The 22,247-nt window shown below is 66.8% G+C and carries 21 protein-coding genes; 11 read left to right on the forward strand and 10 right to left on the reverse strand.

The features are described 5' to 3' along the window. Positions 1-11: 11 nt before the first annotated feature. The gene (locus AM590_RS14425; protein ID WP_058828081.1) at positions 12-491 is read right to left on the reverse strand and encodes a hypothetical protein; all 480 of its coding nucleotides are present in this window, start codon (positions 489-491) and stop codon (positions 12-14) included. A 248-nt stretch (positions 492-739) separates the two neighbouring features. Here AM590_RS14425 and AM590_RS14430 point away from each other — a divergent pair, with 248 nt between their 5' ends. The 3 genes from AM590_RS14430 (at position 740) to AM590_RS14440 (ending at position 3,726) form a co-directional block, all read left to right on the forward strand. Continuing rightward, positions 740-2,662: a beta-CASP ribonuclease aCPSF1 gene (locus AM590_RS14430; RefSeq protein ID WP_058828082.1), complete on the forward strand. Its 1,923-nt coding sequence runs from the start codon at positions 740-742 to the stop codon at positions 2,660-2,662. A 112-nt stretch (positions 2,663-2,774) separates the two neighbouring features. Next, positions 2,775-3,158: a methylglyoxal synthase gene (locus AM590_RS14435; protein ID WP_004972550.1), complete on the forward strand. Its 384-nt coding sequence runs from the start codon at positions 2,775-2,777 to the stop codon at positions 3,156-3,158. 136 nt (positions 3,159-3,294) lie between these two features. Then, positions 3,295-3,726: a hypothetical protein gene (locus AM590_RS14440; protein WP_042663536.1), complete on the forward strand. Its 432-nt coding sequence runs from the start codon at positions 3,295-3,297 to the stop codon at positions 3,724-3,726. Here AM590_RS14440 and nth read toward each other — a convergent pair whose 3' ends face one another. Together nth and AM590_RS14450 are read right to left on the reverse strand one after the other, a co-directional pair. After that, entirely contained in the window at positions 3,727-4,533 is an 807-nt protein-coding gene (gene nth, locus AM590_RS14445) for an endonuclease III (RefSeq protein WP_058828083.1), read from the reverse strand. Between the two features lie 71 nt (positions 4,534-4,604). Next, positions 4,605-5,030, reverse strand: a complete 426-nt coding sequence (locus AM590_RS14450; protein ID WP_058828084.1) for a DUF371 domain-containing protein — start codon at positions 5,028-5,030, stop codon at positions 4,605-4,607. Between the two features lie 299 nt (positions 5,031-5,329). On the opposite strand from AM590_RS14450, the gene AM590_RS14455 reads away from it, so the two are divergent. From AM590_RS14455 to AM590_RS14465, 3 genes are all read left to right on the forward strand, one after another. After that, complete coding sequence (locus tag AM590_RS14455; RefSeq protein WP_004972546.1) at positions 5,330-6,253, forward strand: coiled-coil protein; 924 nt, start codon at positions 5,330-5,332, stop codon at positions 6,251-6,253. Between the two features lie 90 nt (positions 6,254-6,343). Then, positions 6,344-7,345 (forward strand): signal peptide peptidase SppA, encoded by a 1,002-nt coding sequence (gene sppA / locus AM590_RS14460; protein WP_058828085.1) that lies wholly within the window; start codon positions 6,344-6,346, stop codon positions 7,343-7,345. Between the two features lie 43 nt (positions 7,346-7,388). Next, positions 7,389-8,525, forward strand: a complete 1,137-nt coding sequence (locus AM590_RS14465) for a DUF373 family protein (RefSeq protein WP_058828086.1) — start codon at positions 7,389-7,391, stop codon at positions 8,523-8,525. 37 nt (positions 8,526-8,562) lie between these two features. Here the strand turns inward: AM590_RS14465 and AM590_RS14470 are convergent, their stop codons facing one another. Together AM590_RS14470 and AM590_RS14475 are read right to left on the reverse strand one after the other, a co-directional pair. Further along, the gene (locus tag AM590_RS14470; protein WP_058828087.1) at positions 8,563-8,754 is read right to left on the reverse strand and encodes a hypothetical protein; all 192 of its coding nucleotides are present in this window, start codon (positions 8,752-8,754) and stop codon (positions 8,563-8,565) included. Between the two features lie 89 nt (positions 8,755-8,843). Beyond that, entirely contained in the window at positions 8,844-9,626 is a 783-nt protein-coding gene (locus AM590_RS14475; protein WP_058828222.1) for an aldo/keto reductase, read from the reverse strand. Positions 9,627-9,862: 236 nt separating this feature from the next. Between AM590_RS14475 and AM590_RS14480 the strand changes: the two genes are divergently transcribed. After that, positions 9,863-10,060 (forward strand): hypothetical protein, encoded by a 198-nt coding sequence (locus tag AM590_RS14480; protein ID WP_058828088.1) that lies wholly within the window; start codon positions 9,863-9,865, stop codon positions 10,058-10,060. Positions 10,061-10,164: 104 nt separating this feature from the next. After that, positions 10,165-10,875 (forward strand): DUF6517 family protein, encoded by a 711-nt coding sequence (locus tag AM590_RS14485; protein WP_058828089.1) that lies wholly within the window; start codon positions 10,165-10,167, stop codon positions 10,873-10,875. Between the two features lie 40 nt (positions 10,876-10,915). Here AM590_RS14485 and AM590_RS14490 read toward each other — a convergent pair whose 3' ends face one another. Together AM590_RS14490 and AM590_RS14495 are read right to left on the reverse strand one after the other, a co-directional pair. Then, complete coding sequence (locus AM590_RS14490; protein ID WP_004972539.1) at positions 10,916-11,779, reverse strand: 2-oxoacid:ferredoxin oxidoreductase subunit beta; 864 nt, start codon at positions 11,777-11,779, stop codon at positions 10,916-10,918. After that, positions 11,776-13,536: a 2-oxoacid:acceptor oxidoreductase subunit alpha gene (locus AM590_RS14495; protein ID WP_004972538.1), complete on the reverse strand. Its 1,761-nt coding sequence runs from the start codon at positions 13,534-13,536 to the stop codon at positions 11,776-11,778. The genes AM590_RS14490 and AM590_RS14495 overlap by 4 nt, the downstream gene beginning before the upstream one ends. Before the next feature lie 306 nt (positions 13,537-13,842). On the opposite strand from AM590_RS14495, the gene AM590_RS14500 reads away from it, so the two are divergent. Next, positions 13,843-14,487 carry an FAD-dependent oxidoreductase gene (locus AM590_RS14500; RefSeq protein ID WP_058828090.1) on the forward strand — a complete coding sequence of 215 codons (645 nt, stop codon included), beginning with the start codon at positions 13,843-13,845 and terminating at the stop codon, positions 14,485-14,487. A 41-nt stretch (positions 14,488-14,528) separates the two neighbouring features. On the opposite strand, the gene AM590_RS14505 is transcribed toward AM590_RS14500, so the two are convergent. From AM590_RS14505 to AM590_RS14515, 3 genes are read right to left on the reverse strand one after another with little or no spacing between them, the layout of a single operon-like run. After that, on the reverse strand, positions 14,529-15,353 hold the full coding sequence (locus AM590_RS14505; RefSeq protein ID WP_058828091.1) for an ABC transporter permease: 825 nt from the start codon (positions 15,351-15,353) through the stop codon (positions 14,529-14,531). Next, complete coding sequence (locus AM590_RS14510; protein WP_082677748.1) at positions 15,350-16,207, reverse strand: ABC transporter ATP-binding protein; 858 nt, start codon at positions 16,205-16,207, stop codon at positions 15,350-15,352. The genes AM590_RS14505 and AM590_RS14510 overlap by 4 nt, the downstream gene beginning before the upstream one ends. Then, on the reverse strand, positions 16,200-18,125 hold the full coding sequence (locus AM590_RS14515) for a NosD domain-containing protein (RefSeq protein ID WP_058828092.1): 1,926 nt from the start codon (positions 18,123-18,125) through the stop codon (positions 16,200-16,202). Before AM590_RS14515 ends, AM590_RS14510 begins: the two co-directional genes overlap by 8 nt. Before the next feature lie 222 nt (positions 18,126-18,347). Between AM590_RS14515 and AM590_RS14520 the strand changes: the two genes are divergently transcribed. Continuing rightward, entirely contained in the window at positions 18,348-20,048 is a 1,701-nt protein-coding gene (locus AM590_RS14520; RefSeq protein ID WP_058828093.1) for a methylmalonyl-CoA mutase, read from the forward strand. 185 nt (positions 20,049-20,233) lie between these two features. Continuing rightward, positions 20,234-22,222: an acetate--CoA ligase gene (gene acs, locus AM590_RS14525; RefSeq protein WP_058828094.1), complete on the forward strand. Its 1,989-nt coding sequence runs from the start codon at positions 20,234-20,236 to the stop codon at positions 22,220-22,222. Positions 22,223-22,247 lie beyond the last annotated feature (25 nt).

The raw sequence follows: 22,247 nt of genomic DNA on the forward strand, positions 1-22,247 counted from the left end.
CCGCCCCGTCGTCAGCGCCGGCTATCGAACGGTGAGTCGCCGTCGCGCCACGACCACCCCGGCAGGCGGGTCTGAAACCCCGCGGCGAGCGCGGCATCGAGGTCGTCGCGTCCGGCGGGCCCGTCGGTGTGGACGGCCACGTCCGCGAAGTGGAACGTCGCCTGCGCGAGCAGTCGAAGCGGTTCGCCGCCCGCGATGGTGGCTGCGAGTTCGCGGCCGAGCACCTCGTCCACGACGAACCCCGGATAGTCGTCCTGCACGTCCAACTGTTTGAGGATGCGCACGTAGGCCGCGACGTTGACGCCGACCTCGCCGTCGGCGAACACCGCGTCGACCGCGTCGAGATAGGCCGCGTCGTCGACCTCGCCGACGCGCGTGTCGAACTGCTCGCCGAGTCGCCGTCGCGTCTCGTTGATGAGCGGGACGACCACGTCTGCGCGCTCGCGGACCCAGTCGTGCTCCGCCGAGACGGCCGCCGGTGTGAGTTCCATGGTCGTCGGTCGGCCCCGAGACGCTTCGACTTTGCGAAGGGTTTTATACTGGCGACATGGTACTGTCGGGTAAGCGGGTTTTCCCTGCCTCTTCCCGCAGTCGAGATACCACCGTATTCAGTTCACTATGCTCTCTCCGCAGTTGGCCGAGACTGGCACTCGTACACGTGGACCGTCTCGTGTCGACGCTCCTGAGGTAGGGGTTCCCGAGACCTGCCGGCGCAGGACCGGACGGGTCGCTCGTAACTATGAGCTCCGTAGATAAACAACTCGAGAATTTGAAGGCAGAGATTACGAACGAACTCCCCCGCGACATCTCGGTTTCCGACGTCAAGTACGAGGGTCCCGAACTCGTCGTCTACACGCGCGACCCGAAGAAGTTCGCTCAGAACGGCGACCTCATCCGGAAACTCGCGAGTAAGCTCCGAAAGCGAATCACGGTTCGCCCGGACCCGGACGTGCTGTCCGACCCCCGAGAGGCCGAACCCAAGATTCTGAGCGTCATCCCCGAGGAGGCCGGCGTCACCGACCTCGACTTCCACATCGACACCGGGGAAGTCGTCATCGAGGCCGAGAAACCGGGCATGGTCATCGGTCGCCACGGCTCGACGCTCCGCGAGATTACGCAGAAAGTCGGCTGGACGCCCGAAGTCGTCCGCACCCCGCCCATCGAGTCCTCGACGGTCTCGAACGTCCGCAACTTCCTGAAGCAGGAACGTGAGGATCGCCGCCGCATCCTCGAACGGACCGGCCGGCAGATTCACCGCGAGCAGCTCTCGGACGACGAGTGGGTCCGCATCACGACCCTCGGCTGCTGCCGCGAAGTCGGCCGCGCGTCCTTCATCGTCTCGACGCCCGAGACCCGCATCCTCGTCGACTGCGGCGACAAACCCGGCTCCGACGACGTGCCGTATCTGCAGGTCCCCGAGGCGCTCGGGTCGGGCGCGAACTCGCTCGACGCGGTCGTCCTCACCCACGCTCACCTCGACCACTCGGCGCTCATCCCGCTTCTGTTCAAGTACGGCTACGACGGCCCCATCTACACGACCGAGCCGACCCGCGACCTCATGGGCCTGCTCACGCTCGACTACCTCGACGTCGCCTCGAAGGAAGGCCGCACCCCGCCGTACGAGTCCGAGATGGTTCGCGAGGCCATCAAGCACACCATCCCGCTGGAGTACGGCGACGTGACCGACATCGCACCCGACGTGAAGCTCACCTTCCACAACGCGGGTCACATCCTCGGCTCCGCCGTCTCGCACTTCCACATCGGCGACGGCCTCTACAACGTCGCGTTCTCCGGCGACATCCACTACGAAGACACCCGCCTGTTCAACGGCGCGGTCAACGACTTCCCGCGCGTGGAGACGCTCGTCCTCGAATCGACCTACGGCGGCCGCAACGACTACCAGACCGACCAGCAGGACTCCGAAAAGCGCCTCATCGAGGTCATCAACGAGACGTACGACCGCGGCGGCAAGGTCGTCATCCCGGCGTTCGCCGTCGGTCGCTCCCAGGAGATTATGCTCGTCCTCGAAGAGGCGATGCGCTCGGGGAAGATTCCGAGGATGCCCGTCCACCTCGACGGGATGATTTGGGAGGCGACGGCCATCCACACGACCTACCCCGAGTACCTCCGCGACGACCTCCGCGACCGCATCTTCCACGAGGACGAAAACCCGTTCCTCGCCGAGGAGTTCAACCACATCGACGGCGGCGAAGAGGAACGACAGGACGTCGCCGACGGCGACCAGGCCATCATCCTCTCGACCTCCGGGATGGTCACCGGCGGCCCCATCATGTCGTGGCTCCGCCACGTCGGCCCCGACCCGAAGTCCCGACTGGTCTTCGTCGGCTACCAGGCGCAGGGGACGCTCGGTCGTCGCATCCAGAACGGCTGGGACGAGATTCCGGTCAACGGCCGCGACGGCATGGGTCGGTCTGACACGCTGAAGCTCGAGATGGACGTCGAGACCGTCGACGGCTTCTCCGGTCACGCCGACCGACAGGGCCTCGAAAACTTCGTCAAGACGATGAACCCGCGCCCGGAGAAGGTGCTGTGCGTCCACGGCGACGAGCGCTCCGTGCAGGACCTCTCGTCGGCGCTCTACCACGACTACAACATGCGGACGTTCGCGCCGAAGAACCTCGAGACGTTCCGCTTCAAGTAACGACTCGCAGTCACGGCGACCCGCACCGGCGCGTCAACTGCCGCCGCGCGACGATTTCTCACTGACGGCGTCCGGCCGAAGATTAATCACGACGCTCGAACGAGTGTTTGCTATGCGTCTCGCACTTATTGCTCACGACGAGAAGAAGCCGGACCTCATCTCGTTCGCCGAGGAGCGACAGGCCGACCTCGAACGCTTCGAACTCATGGCGACGGGGACGACCGGCCAGCGACTCATCGACGCCACGGGCCTCGACATCGAGCGCAAGCAGTCCGGGCCGCTCGGCGGAGACATGCAGATCGGCGCGGAGATCGCCAGCGAGACCTGCGACGGCGTCATCTTCCTCCGCGACCCGCTGACCGCTCAGCCCCACGAACCGGACATCACCGCGCTGCTCCGCATCTGCGACGTTCACCAGACGCCGCTGGCGACCAACCTCGCCAGCGCGGACGCCGTCCTCGACGAACTCATCCGACAACTCGACGGCGAGGAGTAAGTACCGGGACTGCGTCGCGTCGGGACTGAACCGCGCCGGGACCCCTGCGTCTCTCGTCTCGCTTTCCGCCGACTCGCGGTATCAACCCTGAGAACGGCGGCGTATCCTTAATTAGCAGCGCGCCGGAGGCGACGGTATGAACGCCGCGACCCGCGCGTCCCTGACGCTCGCCGTGATTCTCGTCGTTGCGACCGCCCCGGTCGCCGCTGCGACCGGTCCGACCTCGCCGTGTTTCCCCGGAGAGGGCCACCAGTTCGACATCGGCGGCGAGGGCGCGGGCATCGACCTCGTCGTCTTCCTCTCGATGTTCGAGAACCTCGGCGGCGAGGGCGGCTTCGGGATGGAAGCCGGCGGCTCCGTCGGCAACGACTCCATCGTTCAACTTCGGGCGGGCGTCGCGTTCGACGGCATCGGCCCCGTCTCGGCGTTCCTCTCGAACCCCTTCTCGCGGTTCAGCGTCGTCTACGACTACTCGATGGACCTCCCGATGTTCGCCGACTCGGGCGTCGAATCGAGCTACGAGGACGACGGCTCGCCGGTGAGCGGACTCGAAACGAAGTCCTGTTAGTCAGTCGGCGGCGGCCGCGGGATCGGTGACGGACTGCGCCGCCGCGTCGACGCCGACCATGTCGCACACGTCGGCCATCGGGCACGCTTCGGAGCCGTCGAGGCACGCGGGCTTGCGGGCTTTGCAGAACTCGCGGCCGAACTGAATCATCGCGGTGTGGCCGAAGCCGCATTTCTCGTGGGGGATGTCGCGTTCGAGCGCCGCCCGAACGCCTTCGTGGTCGGCGTCGGCGGGCGCGAGTCCGATTCGCCGAGCGATGCGGTGGACGTGCGTATCGACGGGGAAGACGCCGCCGCGGCCGCCCGCAAAGAGGAGGACGCAGTCGGCGGTCTTGGGGCCGACGCCCTTCATCTCCAAGAGTCGGTCGCGGACCGTCGCGGGCGCTTCCTCGCGGACGTAGCGGTCGAAGTCGGCCTCGCTTCCGAAGTCGGCCAGCACCTCCTCTGCGACGCCCTGGATGAGCTTCGACTTCTGGTTGTAGAGCCCGCCGGAGCGGATGGCCTCGACGATGCCTTCTCGGTCGGCCGCCGCCAGCGACTCGGCGAGGTCCTCGCCGCCGTACTGCGCCATGAGTTCGTCGTGGGCGGGCTGGCTCGCCTTGTCGCTCGTGTTCTGGCTCAGGATGGTTCGGACGAGACACTCGAAGCCGCCCTGCCCGCCGTAGGCCTTCTGCCAGTAGCGCTCGCCGAGTCGGTCGACGACGACCTCGGCGCGTGTCGTGGTCTCGGGGTCTGCGGGGTCGAACGCCGTCTCTCGGCCGCCGCCGCTCGCGCCGCCGCTGATGTTCTCGGAGGGTTCTTCGGGCATGTCCGGAGGTTACGACCGCGCGGTGAAAAACGCATCTCGTCGTCTCGCCCGGCCCACCGCTCGCGCGGGCGCTACTCGACTTCGATGGTGACCGTCAGTTCCGCGCCGTCGGCGAGCGCCGAGACGAGGTCGCGGTCGAAGCCGGCAGCGGCGTGGGCCGCGCCGACCGCGCCCGTCCGGTCGTCCACGTAGTCGCTCGTGCGGAAGACGACGCTGCGGTCGCCCTCGAAGGTGAGGTCCGGATGCCCGCGGGCGCGAACCGTCTGTTCGTAGGTGTCGTCGTCCGCGTCCACGCGGACGCGCACGCCGATAGTGGCGTCGTGGGACTGACAGCCCTCGACGAAGGCCGGGTCGAAGTCGGCGGGCGTGCGGTCGGCCTCGACGCCGATGATGCAGTCGCCCGCGGGGGTGAGCCAGTCGTCTGTCGTCACCTCGAACGTGCTCGCGTGCTCGGCGCGCACGTGTTCGTGTCCGCGTGCGCGGATGACCTCTCTCATGGCGTGGCATCCGACCCGACTCGGTTTAGCCCCCACGGTTCGCATCCCATTTATATGCGGTCATGCTAACGACTAACATGGTGAATACGGTCGATACGAGTGGTGTGGTAACTGTTTTCACCCGAATTTCCACCGAAGTATTTATTAACTGGTCGCCTGTATGTGTATGTACCTGAGCGCCTCCGGCGTTCCGGCGGCATCGCACGCAGAATGATCGGGAATTCTTATCCACGGTCGGTCGCACTCCCACGAGCAGCCGCCACGCACGGAGTGGTGATGGTATCGAGGATTGATTACGCATGGTAACGAAGCAGGAAGTACTTAGCGAGTTCGACGTGCAGGAACTCGACGAGGCACGAAACATCGATCTCCCAGACGAAAAGCTCGAGAGCGGCTCGAAAGGCGAACTCATCAAACTCGCCGGTCAACTCCGTGACCGCCGCAATGAACTAAACCAGATGGCTTCTGAGCGCGCATCCAAGCGCGACGACCTCAACGCGATGACTCGCGAGAAGGTCGACGAAGCCCAGAAGCACCGCGAGAAGCGCGACGAGATGAACTCGCAGGTGCAGGAACACAAGCAGAGCCGTAACGAGCTCAACGCGAAAGCTAACGAGCTCTTCGACGAGGTCGACGAGATGAAAAGCGACCTCGAGCTCGACGACGGCAAGGACATCGACGAGCTCAAAGAGGAGATCGAGCAACTCGAGTTCCGCCAGCAGACCGAAGTCCTCTCGACAGAAGACGAGCGCGAGCTCATCGAGAAGATCGAGAACAAGCGCGAAGAACTTCGCCAGAAAAAGGACAAGGTCGAAGAGAGCGGTGACCTCGAAGAACTCATCGAAGAGGCAGAAGAGGTCCGCTCCGAGGCGTCCCAGCACCACCAGAAGGTGACCGAGCTGGCCGACGACGCCCAGGAACACCACAACCAGATGATCGAGGCCTACCGCGAGGCCGACGACATCCGCGACAAGGCCGACGAGATGCACGAGCTCTTCGTCGAAGCCCAGGAAGCGGCCGACCGTCACCACGAGGACTTCGTCCGCGTTCAGAAGCGCCTCCGCGAGCTGGACAAGAAGGAAGAGCGCCAGCGCAAGGACTCCCGCGCCGAGGAGCGCGAAGCCGCCAAGGCCGAGGCCGAGGAGATCTACCAGAAGTTCAAGGAAGGCGAGACCCTCGAGACCGAGGACCTGATGAAGCTCCAGAAGTCCGGTCTGCTCTAAACTCCGGTCACTTTCTCTCTCTTCGTCGCGCTTGCGACGTATCATTTTTATCCCGCTCGAAGCCCCAGCGACAGCCATGAGTGATTCACCGTGACCGACAGCTTCACGCGCATCTATCGGCTGGCTATCGTGGTCGTCTTCGCCGTCGTCGCGGCGGCGGTCGGCTGGGTCCTGTTTTACTCCGTTCCCGACACGCTCGCGGACCTCGCGGGGCTCCTCTTGGTTATCGGGACCGTCGTCGCCGCGCTCCGCGTCGGCGGCAGACTCGCCGCCTCGGCGTTCCCCGACTACGACGTGGCCGAAGTCGCCGTCGAGGGGCCGATTTCCCGCGACGGCGGCGGCGGTCCGGTTCCGGGTCGCGGTAGCGGGACGCCCGCCGACGACATCGTCGAACAGATCGACGCCGCGGCCGCCGACGAGAACGCCGACGCGCTCCTCGTCAAACTGAACACGCCCGGCGGCGAGGTCCTGCCGAGCGACGACATCCGCCGGGCCGCCGCCGACTTCGACGGCCCGACGGTCGCCTACGCCACCGACACCTGCGCCTCGGGGGGCTACTGGATCGCCAGCGGCTGCGACGAACTGTGGTCCCACGACGTGAGCGTCGTCGGCTCCATCGGCGTCATCGGCTCGTCGGTCAACGCCTCGGAGCTGGCCGACAAGGTCGGGCTCTCCTACGAGCGGTTCGCCGCGGGGAAGTACAAGGACGCGGGGATGGCCCTCAAGGAGCCGACCGAGGACGAACGCGAGTACCTCCAAGGCCTCATCGACGACTACTACGACGACTTCGTCGAGCGCGTCGCCGAGGGCAGAGACATGGACCCGCAGGTCGTCCGCGACACGGAGGCCCGCGTCTACCTCGGCGAGGAGGCGCACGAACTCGGGCTGGTCGACTCGCTGGGTACCCGCGACGACGTGGAAGACCGACTCGCCGAACTCCTCGGCCGCGACGAGGTTTCGGTCCGAAAGTTCACCCCCGAGGTCGGCCTCACCGACCGGCTCCGCGGCGGCGTCGAGGGGGCGGCGTACGCCTTCGGTGCGGGACTCGCCTCGTCGGTCGACCCCGACGACGGCTTCTCGTTTCGGTTCTGACGACTGGGAGGCTTTTTAGCCCGCGCCCGCGTTCGTCTTCCACGTGACAACGCTCGTCCTCTGTGTCGACCGGGCGAACGACATCGGCCGCAAGACCGGGCTCTCGACGCCCGTCGTCGGCTGGGAAGCGGTCCGGTCGCTCGTCACCGACGTGGGTCTCGCGGACCCCGAGGACTCAAGCGTCAACTGCCTTCTCGCGGCGTTGCGGACGACGCGCGAGCTCAGAGACGAGCGCGAGGACGCCGAAATCGCGGTCATCTCGGGAACGAGCGATAGCGCCGTCGGGGCGGACCGCGCCGTCGCGCGACAGCTCGACGACCTCGCCGAGCGCTACGATGTCGAGTCCGCGGTCGTCGTCATCGACAGCGCGGAAGACGAGCGGCTCGTCCCCGTCGTCGAGAGCCGGTTCCGGGTCGACGCGGTCGACCGCGTGGTGGTCCGGCAGGCCCACGACATCGAGTCGACGTACTACCTGCTCAAGCAGTTCCTCGGCGACGAGGAGCTTCGCTCGACGATACTCGTCCCGCTCGGCGTCGGACTGCTTCTCGTCCCGCTGCTTCTCGTCCAGTTCACGCCGGCGGTCGCGATGGCCGGGCTCGCCGCCCTCATGGGCGCGGTGCTCCTCTACAAGGGGCTCGCTATCGACGAGTTCCTCTCGGACGCGCCCGACCAGGTTCGCGACGCCCTCTACTCCGGACAGGTGTCGGTCGTCACCTACGCGGTCGCCGCGGGGCTGGCAATCGTCGGGCTGTTCCTCGGCGCGCTCGCCATCCGGACGCCGGGCGTCGGCGGGAGCGAGGAGGTGCTCGTCCCGTCGCTCCTGTTCGTCTACCACAGCGTCCCGTGGCTGGCGCTCGCCGCGCTGACCGCGAGCGCGGGCCGTCTCTTGGACGAACTCATCGGGAGCGAGCGCGTCTCCACATCGTACATGAACCTCCCGTTCGGCGTCGTCGCCATCGGGCTCGTCGTCCGCGGGTTCGCCGGGTTCCTCCTCGAACGACAGGGCGAGTTGGCGAATCTCGAACTGCTCGGGCGACTCGCGCTCACGCCGGTCCAGCGGCTGGCGATGTTCATCGTCGCCGGCATCGTCGTCAGCGCCGTGGGCGTCCGCATCTCGGCGAGCGTCTCGGACGACGCGCTCGAAGACGTGGTCGACACCCCGCGAGAAAACGAGAGTTGAAGTCTTCCGTGCCGCTTTTTCGCTTCGTTCCGCGCCGTTAGTTCGCCGCTCGGTACTCCCCGTGCTTGACGCCGATGGCGAGACAGACGGCCCCGAAGACGAGCATCGCGGGCGTCACCATCATCAGGACCGTACTCGTGGCCATCACGCCCATCCCGACGAGGGCTGCGGTTCCGACGACGACGAGCGCGACGAGCAGCGCGACAGTCCTGGGGAGGTCGAACTCCATGCGGTTCTGTCGGGGCTCGTTCGACAAATCCGTTGCGGCTCCGCCCCACAAATCGAGAGGCGAACCGGAAAAAACGCAGGTCCAGTCGCTTACCAGAGCGCGAAGCCGGGGTCGACGCGGCGGTCTTCAACGTCGATGGCGTCGATGGCGGCCACGTCCTCGTCGTCGAGTTCGACCGCGAGCGACTCCCAGTTGTCGCGGATGTGCCCCTCGCTGGTCGCCTTCGGAATCGCGGTGACGCCCTTCTCGCGGAGCCACGCCAGAGACACCTGGGCCTCGCTTGCGTCGTGCTTCTCGGCGATGTCGGACAGCACGTCGACATCGAAGACGTTTCCGCGGGCGAGCGGCGAGTACGCGACGATTTCGATGTCCTCATCGGCGCAGACCTCGCGGAGCTCTTCTTGCTGGAGGAGCGGGTGCATCTCGATTTGGTTGGCGAAGGCACCTGACTCGGACAGTTCGGCGGCCTCGCGGACCTGCTCGGGCTCGAAGTTGGAGATGCCGACGCGCTTTGTCAGCCCGCGTTCGACGAGTTCGTCGAACGCCGCGAGGGTCTCTTCGGCGTCGTACGTGCGGGACGGCCAGTGGACGTACAGGAGGTCGACGGAGTCCACGCCGAGCTTTTCGAGGCTCGCTTCGGTGCTCTCGATGACGTCGTCGTAGGATAGCTCGTCAATCCACACCTTCGTCGCGAGGAACACCTCGTCGCGGTCGACGTCGGCGGCGGCGATGCCCTCGCCGACCTCCGCCTCGTTCCCGTACGCTTGGGCGGTGTCGATGTGGCGGTAGCCCATCTCCAGCGCCGTCTGCACCGCGTTTCGACACTCGTCGGCGTTCGTGTTCTTCCACGTTCCGAGCCCGAGCATCGGCATCCCGTTCGCTCGCGGTGCGTCGTCTGCTGAAGCGGCGTTCTCCGTCATGGACGAACCGTGGGCCGCGAGTTGAAAAGGCGTTCCGAAAGGGCGGGCGAATTTCCGGCTCCCACGGCCTGAAAATGTGTCACACGGGATCTCAAATGTTCGCTCCTCGATGCCACCCGAGGCCGCTCGACGCGTGGCGGCGGGTGGTTTATGTGCCATGTGGTAGCATATTTGAACGGTGTTCAAGAATGTCGTCCGCATCAGAGCCGTTGACAGAAGAGAACACGAACGCGTTCGCGCACCGCATCGCGGGTGACTCGCTCGTCTACGAGTGCCCGAACTGCGAGTTCGGCGAGGTGCTGGTGACGGAACTCATCGAGTCCGACAACGCGCGGTGTCTCGATTGCGGGACGCGCTACCGGCTCAACATCGAGACGGTGGAGTAGCGAGCGCGTCGAAGGGACTCCCGGCGACGGCCTGACTCGGTCGGTCGCTCGGCGCTTTTTCGCGGCGGCGAGACTGTCATGCTCTCTGCGCGCCTCTAGAGTGCATGCCTCAACTACGTACAACCCTCGCGCTCGCGCTCGTCGTCACGCTCGCGGGATGCCTCGGCGGGCTCGGCGGTTCGACCACGTTCGCGGCCCAGCCCGCGACGATTCCCGCGTCGGCCTACGAGGCACACGGCTACGTCCACGGCAACAGCACCGTCGTCCCGCTTTCGTACGACGTGGGCGTCGGCCCCGCCTCTCGTTCCGTCGGCGCGGACGTCTGGGTGTCCGGGTACTCGAAGACGACCGACGACGACGATATCACGGCTCTCGTAGTCGTTTCGTCGCCGAACGCCGAAGTCGCTGGCCAGTCGGTCAACCCGCTTTCGAACCTCGGTAACCGCGACCTCGTCGCGGCCGGTCTCGACGTGCTGGCCGACGCGCAGGCGCTCGGAAACGTCCCCGAGGTCAACGGCGTCCGCGAGGTCGGCGCGCGGAACGTCACGATGCTCGGGTCGGAGACGGAACTCGTCACCTACGCGGGCACGGTCGAAGTCGAAGCCGGCGAGACCACTGTCGACGGCGAGACGGTCGCCTATGAGGGCGGGACGGCCGAGGTAAGGCTCCACCTCGCGACCGTCGAACACGACGGTGACGTGGTGGTCCTCCTCGCGGTCCACGGGGCCGACGTGGACGAGACCGACGCGGTCGCGGCGCTCGCGGGCGCTGTCGAGCATCCGGGAACGGTCGAAAGAACGGTCGAAGTTCGGTGAGCGGTCGGCGCGGCGTCGACCGCGAGTTCGGCGGTCGTCGTTAGTAGAACTCGCGGACGAGGTCCATCGCGTCGTCGGGCGCGCCCGACGGGATGTCCGACATGTTCTGGTCGACGCCGAACTTCTCCTCGTAGGAGACGGAGCTTTCGTCTTTGTAGATGACGCCCTCGTACTCCTTCGACGAGTCGAGAATCTTCTCTTTGGCCGCGTCGTAGTCGGTCGGGTCGTGGTCGGTGTCCGCGAGGTCCACGAGGTTGTCGCGGAAGTAGTCGTAGGTGTCCACGTCGTTGAATGTGACACACGGACTGAACACGTTCACGAAGCCGAAGCCGTCGTGTTCGATGGCTTCCTGGACGATTTCCGCGTGGCGCTTGTGGTCCGTCGCGAACGACTGCGCGATGAACGTGCCGCCGGCGGCCAGCGACAGCGCAAGCGGGTTGACCGGGGGCTGCTTCGGACCCTCGGGCGTCGTCGAGGTCTCGAAGTCCTCGCGCGAGGTCGGCGAGGCCTGCCCCTTCGTGAGACCGTAGATGCGGTTGTCCATGACGGTGTAGGCCATGTCCACGTTGCGGCGGACGGCGTGAATGAAGTGGCCCGCGCCGATGGAGTAACCGTCACCGTCGCCGCCGGCGGCGACGACGGTCAGGTCGGGGTTCGCCAGCTTGACGCCGGCGGCGACCGGGAGCGAGCGCCCGTGGACGCCGTGGATGGCGTACGAGTGCATGTACGTCCCGATTTTCCCGGAACAGCCGATACCGGCGACCATGAACGTGTTGTCGGGGTCGGTGCCGGAGTTGGCGAGGGCTTTCATGATGCCGTTCATCGTCCCGAAGTCCCCACAGCCGGGACACCAGGTCGGTTGTTTGTCTGACTTGAAGTCGGTGAAGCGGACGTTTGAGCTCATGCTGAGACCTCCTCTGCGTCGAGGGTGGCTTTGATTTCGTCTGCGAGTTCGTCCGCCTTGAAGCGGACGCCGTCGTATTTGTTAATGCGCTTGACACGGGTCAATGTGTCGTGCTCGACGACGTTGGCGAACTGCCCCGTCGCGTTACACTCGACGACGATGACCTCGTCTGCCGCCTCGATTTCCTCGGTGAGGTCCGGCCGCGGGAACATGTACGGGACCGACAGGAAGCGCACGTCGATGCCGTCCTCTTCGAGGAAGTCGAGCGCCTCGACGAGCGCGCCCTCGTTGGAGCCCCACGAGAGGATGAGCGTGTCCGAATCGGCGTCACCGAACTCGCGCGGCGAGAAGTCCTCGGTCTCCTTTGCGGTCTCGACCTTCCGGTCGCGCTTGTCGACCTGCTCGACGCGCATCGACCGGTCTTCGGTCCGCCGACCGAGTTCGTCGTGTTCGAGACCGGTCGACATGTGCGCGCCCTGTTCCGTGCCGGGGAACGCGCGCGGGCTGACGCCGTCGTCGGTGAGCGCGTGCGGCTGGAAGCGACCTTCCTCGTCGAGCCACTCGTCGATGGAGTCGTCGTCGACGACCTTGCCGCGGTCGATTTCGACTTCGTCCATGTCGAACGCCTCGGGGGAGAACGTCTGTTCCGTGACCGCCATCGCGAGGTCGGCCGCGACGTAGACCGGAACCTGGTACTTCTCGGCGAAGTTGAACGCTTCGACGGTCTTCCAGAAGCACTCGTCGATGCTCGTCGGCGCGACGACGAAGCGCGGAATCTCGCCGTGGCCGCCGTACAGCATCATGTTGAGGTCGCCCTGTTCCTGCTTGGTCGGCATCCCCGTCGAGGGGCCCGAGCGCATCACGTCGACGATGACGAGCGGCGTCTCGGAGGTGGCGACGAGACCGAACGTCTCGGTCATCAGGTCGATACCCGGCCCGGAGGTCGCGGTCATCGACCGCGCGCCGGCGCGTGCCGCACCGAGCGCGAGGTTGATGGCCGCGAGTTCGTCTTCCGCCTGCACGACGTGACCGCCGTAGCGTTCGATACGGCCGGTGAGATACTCCATCACGTCCGTCGCGGGCGTGATGGGGTAGCCGGCGTAGAAGCGACAGCCGGCGGCGATGGCGCCCATGCCGATGGCCTGGTCGCCGTTGATGAGCACATAGTCCTCATCGGTCGTTTCGAGGTCGTAGTCGAACTCGTGGTCGTACTCGTCGTGGACGTATTCGAGGCCCGCGCGAGCCGCCTTCTTGTTGTTCTCGACGATGGCCTCGCCCTTCCCGCCGAAGCGCTTCTGCAGCGCGCTGTCGAGGTTCTCGATGGGGAAGTCGGCGACGGCGCACGCCGCGCCGAGCGCGACGACGTTGCGCATGATAGCGCCGCCCGCCTCCTCGGCGAGCGCCTTGAGGGGGATGTCCAGCCCGACCATTCCCTCGGGGATTTCGACGTCCGCCATCGTCGAGCGGTCGCCGTCGTAGATGATGACGGAACCTTCGTGCAGTTCGTCGAGGTTCTCGTCGATTGTTCGTTGTGTGAGTGCGATGAGCACGTCGAGTCGGTCGACGACGCTCTGTACGGGGTCGATGGCAGTCCGAACCTTGTACGCGGTGTATCCGCCCCGGATTCGCGAAGCGAAGTCCTTAGAGGTGAACACGTGGCGTCCAGCCCGGGATAGCGCCTGAGCGAAAATCTTCCCCGTGGAGTCGATGCCATCGCCAGCCTCGCCGCCGATGGCCCAGTTGAAGTCCGCAGGCATGCTGAGTGAAATCTACCCATAGCCGGGTCAAAAGCCTTCTGAAAATTGGTGTTAAACGACGGTACTGATAATAAATGAAAATTGGATACATAAGTTCTGGGGAGAATCAAAATGAATGAGACAACCAACTTTTCTGCGAATTGGGGTACCAGAATTATTCAAATGTACAGTTGTGGTGTGTTTTACCCCCTCGTGGCAATTATCTCCGGTTTACACTATGTGCACAGTGGGCACGGCTCGACCCGTTCTCCGGTGTGCGCGTCCGGGAAGGCAAGGCCCTTGTGAGCCTGCGACCAACCCGGTCGCATGGACGCAATCGTCACCGTCTCCGCGGTCCGCGACGTCGGCCCCGGAACGGTCGCCATCGAGTTCGAGACGCCCGACGGCTTCGAGGCCGAACCGGGCCAGTTCGTCAAACTCTCCGCCGAGGTCGACGGCGAGTCGTACGCGCGGTTCTACACGCTCTCGTCGCCCGGCGTCGGCGACACGTTCGAGGTGACCGTCGGCATTGACCCCGAGGAGGCCGGGCCGTTCAGCCAGCACCTCGACTCGCTCGCCGCCGGCGACGACGTCGAGATTTCCGGGCCGTTCGGGCAGAGCTACTACGACGGCGAGTCGCGCGTGGTCGTCCTCGCTGGCGGTCCCGGCGTCGGCCCCGCGGTCGGCATCGCCGAGGCCGCGGTCGCCGACGGCAACGAGGCCGCCGTGGTCTACCTCGACGACGCGCCCGCGCACGAAGATCGCCTCTCCGCGCTCCGCGACGACGGCGCGAGCGTCGTCGTCACCGGCGATGAATCCGACCTCGCCGACGCCGTCTCCGACGCGCTCACCGGGGGCGAGGGCGAACAGGTGTTCGTCTACGGCTTCGCCGACTTCGTCACGCGCGCGACCGACGCCGTCGATGCCGCCGGCGGCGACGCCGACGCGGCGAAAGTCGAGAACTTCGGGTAGGCGCTTCGACCGCCTACCGGCCCGCCCAGCACCGCTCACGACTATTCTACCGGTCGCCACGCCGTTAGCACCGCGACCGCGAGTGCGACGGCGACCCAGCCGACGAGTCCCGCGAGCGCCGCGACCGGCGAGGTCGAACCGCCGGTCTCGACGGCGACGCCGAGGACGAGCGACCGAAACGCGCCGTTCGGGCTCGCCGCGAGGACGAGCGGGACCGCGTCGATACCGAGGTTCCCCGAGGCCAGTCCGGCGACGGCGGCGGCGTCGACGCCGACGACGAAAGCGACGAGCAGGCCGACGGCGAGGGCGATTGCCTGCCGGGCGGTCCGCGCGGCGGCCGAGACGGCGAGCGCGACGGCGGCGACCGCGAGGGCGAACAGGACCGCGAGGACTGAAAACCGGAGGAACGCGACCGGCGAGTCGGCGGCCTCGTTCAGCGCGAGGAACGTCGGGTCCGGCGGCGAGAGCACCGGGACGGTCGCGCCCGCGGCGAGCAGCGACCCGAAGACGACGAACACGAGCGCGAGCCCCCGGCCGAGGTAGACGCCGCCGACGTAGGCCGGCCGGGACACGTCGAACGTCCTGAGCACGTCGAGTTCGCCGGACTCGCGGTCCGAGAGTACCGCCCGATAGCAGAGTGCGACGGCGAGAAGCGGAACGAGCGCCTCCACGAACGGCACCAAATCGAGGACCAGCGGGACGTACCCGCCGCGCGCGCCGGAGCCCGCGGCCGCGACCGCGACGACGGTCAGCCCGAAGACGACCGAGAGCGCGACGACAGCCGGGGTTCTGACGACCGTCCGAAGCTCCCGGGCCGCGATGGCGAACAGGTCGCCGATATCGCCGTCGCGGTCGCCGGCGCTCATCTGCCCGTCACCTCCTCGGTCGCCACGAGGTCGCCGAAGGCGGTCTGGAGGTCGACCGCGCCGGCCGATTCGACCACCGCTCGCGGGTCGTCGTCGGCGACGAACCGCCCGCCGTCGAGGACGACCACGCGGTCGGCGGTCCGCTCTACGGGTCCGAGGTTGTGCGACGAGAGGACGACCGCAACGCCCGCGTCCGCGAGGTCGGAGACGATGCCGAACAGTCGCTCGACCATGCCGGGGTCGAGGCCGCTGGCCGGTTCGTCGAGGACGACGACCGCCGGGTCGCCGACGAGCGCCCGCCCGAGGCCGAGCAGGCGCGTCATCCCGCCGGAGAGCGCGTCGACCCGGCGACTCGCGGCGTCCGCGAGGCCGACACGTTCCAGCACGCCGGCCACGTCCACGTCCTCGTCCACGAACTGCGCGTAGAACTCCAGCGTGTCGGCCGCGGAGAACCCGGCGCGGAAGCCGGGCTGTTGCGGAAGATAGCCCACGCGGGCGCGCCCGATCTCGGAGCCGACGGCGACGCTCCCCTCGTCGGGCGCGCGGACCCGCGCGAGAAACCGTAGGAGGGTGGACTTCCCCGAGCCGTTGGGGCCGACGAGCGCGACGATTTCGCCGGGCGCGACCGACAGCGAGACGCCGTCGAGGACGCGCACGTCGCCGAAGGCGTGGCTGAGGTCGGTCGCGGCGATAGCCGGCCGGCTGCTCTCGGCGGCGGTGTCGGCGTCGGCGTCGACGGTGGCAGTTTCGCCCGTCAATTCGTCGGAAGCGGTCTCGGCGGTCGTCGCGGATTCGGGGTTCGGCATCGTGGTGGGTTCGTCGGTCTGCGGTTCTGTCGGTTCGTGGTCAGTCATCGGTCTCCTCCGTCGCGTTCAGGGCAGCGAGCGTCTCCGGTCGAACTGGCTCGGTCCGTGGCGCGGCGTCGACGACGCCGGACCCGCGGAGGCCGGACACCGCGTCGCGGGCGTGACGGAGCGCGCGCACCGCGGGCGACTCCGAGAGCGCGAGCGCGCCGGGTTCGCGGCCGAGTTCGGCGTCGACCACTCCGGAGGGCTGGTACGCCCGGTCGTAGACGCCGTCCCCGTCGGCGTCTCCGAGCGGGAGGTCGCCCCAGTAGTTGCCCTCACCGCCGGCGGTCCACGTCCGCATCGGGCCGAGCGACGACTCGACGCGCACGTCGTTGCCGACGATGTCGTTTCGGACGACGACGTTCGTCGGGAACGTCGAACTCCCGCGGACGCCGACCCCGTTGCCGGCGACGACATTCCTGACGTACACCTGCCGGTCGCCGCTCACGTCCATCCCGTAGTCGTTGCCGGCGAAGACGTTGTCAGCGACGTAGGTGTCGCTGCCGGCGGGCATGAACCCGAAGTCGGACTCGCGCACGTCGTTTCCGACCACGAGGTTACCGACGGGCCGCGTCATGAGGACGACGCCGATGCGGTCCCCGCGGACGACGTTGTCGGCGACGAGCGCGTCCGAGGTGTACATCTGGTGGACGCCGTAGCGGCCGTCTTCCATGCGGTTGTCGCGGATGACGCTCCCGTCGGCGCGGTGGGTGTAGACGCCGTCGCGGCCGCCGAGGAACGTCGAGTCCTGCACGACCGACCGCTCGCCGATGAGGACGACGCCCATGAAGCCGTCGGAGGGGTTGTCGGCCCCGCGGACGGTCACGCCGTCGACGACGCTGTCGGCGCTCTCGCGGGCGATGATGCCGCTCGCGGGCGTGTCGATTTCGACGCCACGGACCGCCGACTCGTTCGCGCCATCGAGGACGATACCGGCGTCGCCGCGGCCGTAGGCGAGTTCGACGCGGGTGTCCCAGTCGACGGACTCGTTGCTGGCGCGGACCCGTCGCGTCCCCACCTCGCCGACGCCGGACACGGAGAGGTTCCCGACCGCGCTCTGTTCGGCGCGGAGGTGGACGACGCTGCCGTTTCCGTCGCCGACGAGTCGCGTGTCGCTTCCGGCTCCGAGGAGCGTAATCGAGCGGTTCAGTTCGACCGCGTCCACCGAGTAGGTGCCCGCGGGGACGTAGACGGTCGTGTTCGCGGGGGCCGATTCAACCGCGGCTTCGACGGTCGGCGCGTCCTCGCCGACGACGGTCGAGACGGGCCTGTCGAACAGCGCATCACTCGCAGCGGTGGTCTGGTTCGCCCACTCGTGGTGGGCGGCGACCGACGACTCGAAGGCGGTGAGGCGGGACGAAAGCGGGTCGCCGGCGCGGTCGCGGAGCGTCGCCCAATCGACGACTTCGCCGCCGTGGGCGTCCGCGAACGAGCGGGCCGCGCCGGCGTCGGAAAACGGGACGGCAATCGGGCCAGAGGGGACTCGCGCGCCGGAGTCCACGACGAACGACGCCTCGGACGCCTTCGTCCAGCCGGGATTGCGGTTGTGTTCGGTTCGGAGGGAGCCGTCGTCGTCGATGTCGGGCGAGACCGTCGCGTAGTCGGTGACGAACACCGCGAGCGGGTCGCCGAACTGGCGGGCGCTCTCGGGCGTGGACACGTCGGCGGCGGCCGTGGTCACGTCGTAGTAGCCGATGATGTAGCGGTACCGCGAGAAGTGGACCTGCGCGAGCGGGACCTCGAACCCCTCGACTTCGGCCGTGCGAACGTCGACCGAGGTGCCGCCGGTCTTGACCGTGTCGTCGAAGGGGACCGGCGAGACGGACCCGGACGCGGGGACGACGAAGGAGACGCTCGCGAGGACGAAGACGAGCGCCGTCGCGGCGGCGACCCAGCGGGTCGTCTCGGGCGTGACGAGCGCCATCGGTCAGCGCTCGACTCCGTCGGATTCGAGGACTGCGGCGGGGTGAGCCGCTGCGTCGGATGCCCCCGTATCTGTCGCGCGGTCGTACATGGCGAGGGCTAGGTGGGCGGGGGATGATATGCACGATGGTCTGTCCGTCGAAGTCTCCTGGCCGATGGCGAAGCGCCCGGCGGACCGACTTCGACCCGAATCCTTAATCATCGTCCATACTGATTCACGAGCATGTACGACGAGGAGGATTTAGCGTCCATCCGCGAGGCGCGCGACGAGTGGGAATCGGAGACCCGCGACCCCTTCGTGGAGAAGGGCGGCGAGCGCAAAGACCGGTTCGCCACCGTCTCTAACCACGAGGTCGACGATCTCTACACGCCCGCCGACGTGGCCGACCTCGACTACGAGTCGGACCTCGGGTTCCCCGGCGAGTCCCCGTACACGCGCGGGGTGTACCCGACGATGTTCCGCGGGCGGACGTGGACCATGCGGCAGTTCGCTGGCTTCGGCACGGCGAGCGAGACCAACGAGCGCTTCCACTACCTCATCGAGAACGGCCAGACCGGGCTCTCGACGGCGTTCGACATGCCCTCGCTCATGGGCAAGGACTCCGACGACCCGCTTTCGGACGGCGAGGTCGGAAAGGAGGGCGTCGCGGTCGACACCCTCCGCGACATGGAGGTGCTGTTCGACGGCATCGACATCGGTGAGGTGACGACCTCCTTTACCATCAACCCCTCCGCGCCGGTCGTCTTCGCCATGTACGTCGCGCTCGCGGACAACCGCGGCGTCTCCCGCGACCAGATCGGCGGCACCTTCCAGAACGACATGCTCAAGGAGTTCATCGCGCAGAAGGAGTGGGTCATCCCGCCGGAACCGTCGCTCAAGCTCGTCACCGACACCGTCGAGTTCGCCGCGGAGGAGACCCCGCGCATCCGGCCCATCTCGGTGTCGGGCTACCACATCCGCGAGGCCGGGTCGACGGCGGTACAGGAGCTCGCCTTCACCCTCGCCGACGGCTTCGCCTACGTCGAAGACGCGATGGACCGCGGCCTGGACGTGGACGAGTTCGCTCCCCAGCTGTCGTTTTTCTTCAACTCCCACAACTCCATCTTCGAGGAGGTGGCGAAGTTCCGCGCCGCCCGCCGCATCTACCACGACGTGATGTCGGAGTGGTACGACGCCGAGGACGAGCGCTCGACGCAGTTGAAGTTCCACACCCAGACCGCGGGGCAGTCGCTGACGGCCCAACAGCCGCTCAACAACATCGTCCGCGTGACGATTCAGGCGCTCGCGGGCGTCCTCGGCGGCACGCAGTCGCTCCACACCAACAGCTTCGACGAGGCGCTGGCGCTCCCCTCGGAGGAGGCCGTCACCGTCGCGCTCCGCACCCAGCAGATAATCGCCGAGGAGTCGGGCGCGGCCGACGTCATCGACCCCCTCGGCGGAAGCTTCTTCGTGGAGACGCTGACAGACGAAATCGAGGCCGAGGCGATGGCCTACATCGAGGAGATTCGGGAGATGGGCGATGGCTCCGTCCGTGACGGTGTCCTCGCCGGCATCGACGAGGGCTACTACCACCGCGAGATAAGCGAGGCGTCCTACGAGTACCAGTCGCGGGTCGAAGACGGCGAGGAGATCGTCGTCGGCGTCAACAAGTACGACACCGACGACGACAGTCGCCCCGACCTACTGCACGTCGAAGACGAGGTGCAGGACCGACAGCTCTCACGCCTCGAATCCGTCAAGGAAGACCGCGACGACGAGGCGGTCGAAGCCGCCCTCGACGAACTCCGCGAGACGGTCCGAAACGGCGGGAACGTCATGCCGGTGCTCGTCGACGCAGCCAAGGAATACGTCACGATGGGTGAAATCATGAGCGTGTTCGCCGAAGAGTACGGCACTTACCGCGAGACTATCGGCGTGATGTGAGCGTCGCCGACGCGGTGATCCCGCCCAAAATGGTGGGGATGACATGAATGTTTGCTGACTTGAACGCGCGCCGGCAGCCCGCGTAACCGACCGACAGCCCGGCGACCTCCCGCGACGAGAGAACCCGCTCGGACTGCTGGACTACATAGATTTATCATGGAGGATTGGTGTAGTTAGCACGTACTATGGCAGACGGTGACACCGAACTGGAGGCACGGCTGGTCGAGCAAGAGGAGTTCGAACCCTCCGAGGAGTTCGTCGCGCAAGCGAACGTCTCCGATCCGGCCGTCTACGACGAGTTCGAGGAGAACTGGCCCGAGTGTTGGGAGGGGGCCGCCGAGATGCTCGACTGGGACGAAGAGTACGACGAGGTGCTGGACGACTCGAACCCGCCGTTCTACAAGTGGTTCACGGGCGGCAAGCTCAACGTCTCGTACAACTGCGTCGACCGGCACGTCGAAAACGGGGACAAGAACCGCGTCGCCATCAAGTGGGAGGGTGAACACGGCGAGACGCGAACCTACACCTATCAGGACCTGTATCGCGAGGTGAACGAGTTCGCGGCGGCGCTGCGTGACCTCGGCGTCGAGGAAGACGACGTGGTCACGCTCTACATGCCGATGATTCCCGAACTGCCCATCGCCATGCTGGCCTGCGCCCGCATCGGCGCGCCGCACTCGGTCGTCTTCGGCGGCTTCTCCGCCGACGCGCTGGCGACGCGGATGAACTCCGCGGACTCCCGATTCCTCGTCACCTGCGACGGCTACTACCGCCGCGGCGACCCGCTCGACCACCTCGACAAGGCCAACGAGGGCCTCGACGGCGTCGACCACGGCGTCGATGCCACGGTCGTCGTCGACCGCCTCGGCGACGACGGCTTCGGCCACGACCTGAAAGGCAACCAGCACGACTGGGACGACCTCCTCGATGAGCACGCGGGCGAGCGTATCGACCCCGTCGAGCGCGACGCCGAAGACATGCTGTTCCTGATGTACACCTCGGGGACCACCGGCCAGCCGAAGGGCGTCAAGCACACCACCGGCGGCTACCTCGCGTACGCCGCGTGGACGTCTCACGCCGTCCTCGACATCGAGAAGGAAGACACCTACTGGTGTTCGGCCGACATCGGCTGGATTACGGGCCACTCCTACATCGTCTACGGCCCGCTGGCGCTCGGGACGACGACGGTAATGTACGAGGGGACGCCCGACTTCCCGAACCGCGACCGCCTGTGGGACATCATCGAGAAGTACGCGGTCGACATCTTCTACACCGCACCGACGGCGATTCGCGCGTTCATGAAGTGGGGTAGCCGATTCCCCGAACAGCACGACCTGTCGAGCCTCCGCCTGCTCGGTACCGTGGGCGAGCCAATCAACCCGCGCGCGTGGAAGTGGTACTACAAGCACATCGGCAACGAGGAGTGTCCGGTCGTGGACACGTGGTGGCAGACCGAGACCGGTGGCATGATGATAACGACCTTACCGGGAATCAAGAAGATGAAACCCGGGTCGGCCGGGCCGCCGCTGCCGGGTATCGACGCCCAAATCGTCGACACGAGCGGGAAGCGGGTCGACGCCGGACGGGCGGGCTATCTCACGGTGAACAAGCCGTGGCCGGGGATGCTCCGGACGCTCTACAAGAACGACGAGCGCTTCATCCAGGAGTACTGGCAAGAGTACTCTGACACCGACAGCGACGACCCCGACGACTGGGTCTACTTCCCCGAGGACGGCGCGAAAATCGACGGCGACGACTACATTACCATCCTCGGACGGGTGGACGACGTCATCAACGTCTCGGGCCACCGCCTCGGGACGATGGAAATCGAGTCTGCCATCGTCGGCGTCGAAGGCGTCGCCGAGGCGGCGGTCGTCGGCGGCAACCACGAGGTGAAAGGCGAGGCCGTCTACGCCTACGTCATCACCGAGGAGGGACAGGACGAAGACGACGAGATGCGACAGCGCATCATCGAGGGCGTCGAGGACGCCATCGGTCCCATCGCCCGCCCCGAGATGGTCGTGTTCACGCCGGAACTGCCGAAGACGCGGTCTGGCAAGATTATGCGTCGCCTGCTCGAAGAGATAGCGAACGGCGAGGAACTCGGTGACACGACGACGCTCCGGAACCCCGAAATCGTCGAGTCGATTCAGCGGCAGGTCGAAAGCGAGTAACCACCGGCTCCACCACCGTCGGCCC

The sequence above is a fragment of the Haloferax sp. Q22 genome, from assembly GCF_001482285.1.
In the GTDB taxonomy this organism is placed as follows: domain Archaea; phylum Halobacteriota; class Halobacteria; order Halobacteriales; family Haloferacaceae; genus Haloferax.

Coding starts and splice junctions, on each gene's coding strand:
- AM590_RS14520 (WP_058828093.1), top strand. CDS start 18,348: ATGTACGACGAGGAGGATTTAGCGTCCATCCGCGAGGCGCGCGACGAG.
- AM590_RS14490 (WP_004972539.1), bottom strand. CDS start 11,779: ATGAGCTCAAACGTCCGCTTCACCGACTTCAAGTCAGACAAACAACCG.
- nth (WP_058828083.1), bottom strand. CDS start 4,533: ATGCCCGAAGAACCCTCCGAGAACATCAGCGGCGGCGCGAGCGGCGGC.
- AM590_RS14425 (WP_058828081.1), bottom strand. CDS start 491: ATGGAACTCACACCGGCGGCCGTCTCGGCGGAGCACGACTGGGTCCGC.
- AM590_RS14485 (WP_058828089.1), top strand. CDS start 10,165: ATGCCTCAACTACGTACAACCCTCGCGCTCGCGCTCGTCGTCACGCTC.
- AM590_RS14480 (WP_058828088.1), top strand. CDS start 9,863: ATGTCGTCCGCATCAGAGCCGTTGACAGAAGAGAACACGAACGCGTTC.
- AM590_RS14515 (WP_058828092.1), bottom strand. CDS start 18,125: ATGGCGCTCGTCACGCCCGAGACGACCCGCTGGGTCGCCGCCGCGACG.
- AM590_RS14475 (WP_058828222.1), bottom strand. CDS start 9,626: ATGCCGATGCTCGGGCTCGGAACGTGGAAGAACACGAACGCCGACGAG.
- acs (WP_058828094.1), top strand. CDS start 20,234: ATGGCAGACGGTGACACCGAACTGGAGGCACGGCTGGTCGAGCAAGAG.
- AM590_RS14430 (WP_058828082.1), top strand. CDS start 740: ATGAGCTCCGTAGATAAACAACTCGAGAATTTGAAGGCAGAGATTACG.
- AM590_RS14495 (WP_004972538.1), bottom strand. CDS start 13,536: ATGCCTGCGGACTTCAACTGGGCCATCGGCGGCGAGGCTGGCGATGGC.
- AM590_RS14505 (WP_058828091.1), bottom strand. CDS start 15,353: ATGAGCGCCGGCGACCGCGACGGCGATATCGGCGACCTGTTCGCCATC.
- AM590_RS14440 (WP_042663536.1), top strand. CDS start 3,295: ATGAACGCCGCGACCCGCGCGTCCCTGACGCTCGCCGTGATTCTCGTC.
- AM590_RS14455 (WP_004972546.1), top strand. CDS start 5,330: ATGGTAACGAAGCAGGAAGTACTTAGCGAGTTCGACGTGCAGGAACTC.
- AM590_RS14500 (WP_058828090.1), top strand. CDS start 13,843: ATGGACGCAATCGTCACCGTCTCCGCGGTCCGCGACGTCGGCCCCGGA.
- AM590_RS14510 (WP_082677748.1), bottom strand. CDS start 16,207: ATGACTGACCACGAACCGACAGAACCGCAGACCGACGAACCCACCACG.
- AM590_RS14450 (WP_058828084.1), bottom strand. CDS start 5,030: ATGAGAGAGGTCATCCGCGCACGCGGACACGAACACGTGCGCGCCGAG.
- AM590_RS14435 (WP_004972550.1), top strand. CDS start 2,775: ATGCGTCTCGCACTTATTGCTCACGACGAGAAGAAGCCGGACCTCATC.
- AM590_RS14470 (WP_058828087.1), bottom strand. CDS start 8,754: ATGGAGTTCGACCTCCCCAGGACTGTCGCGCTGCTCGTCGCGCTCGTC.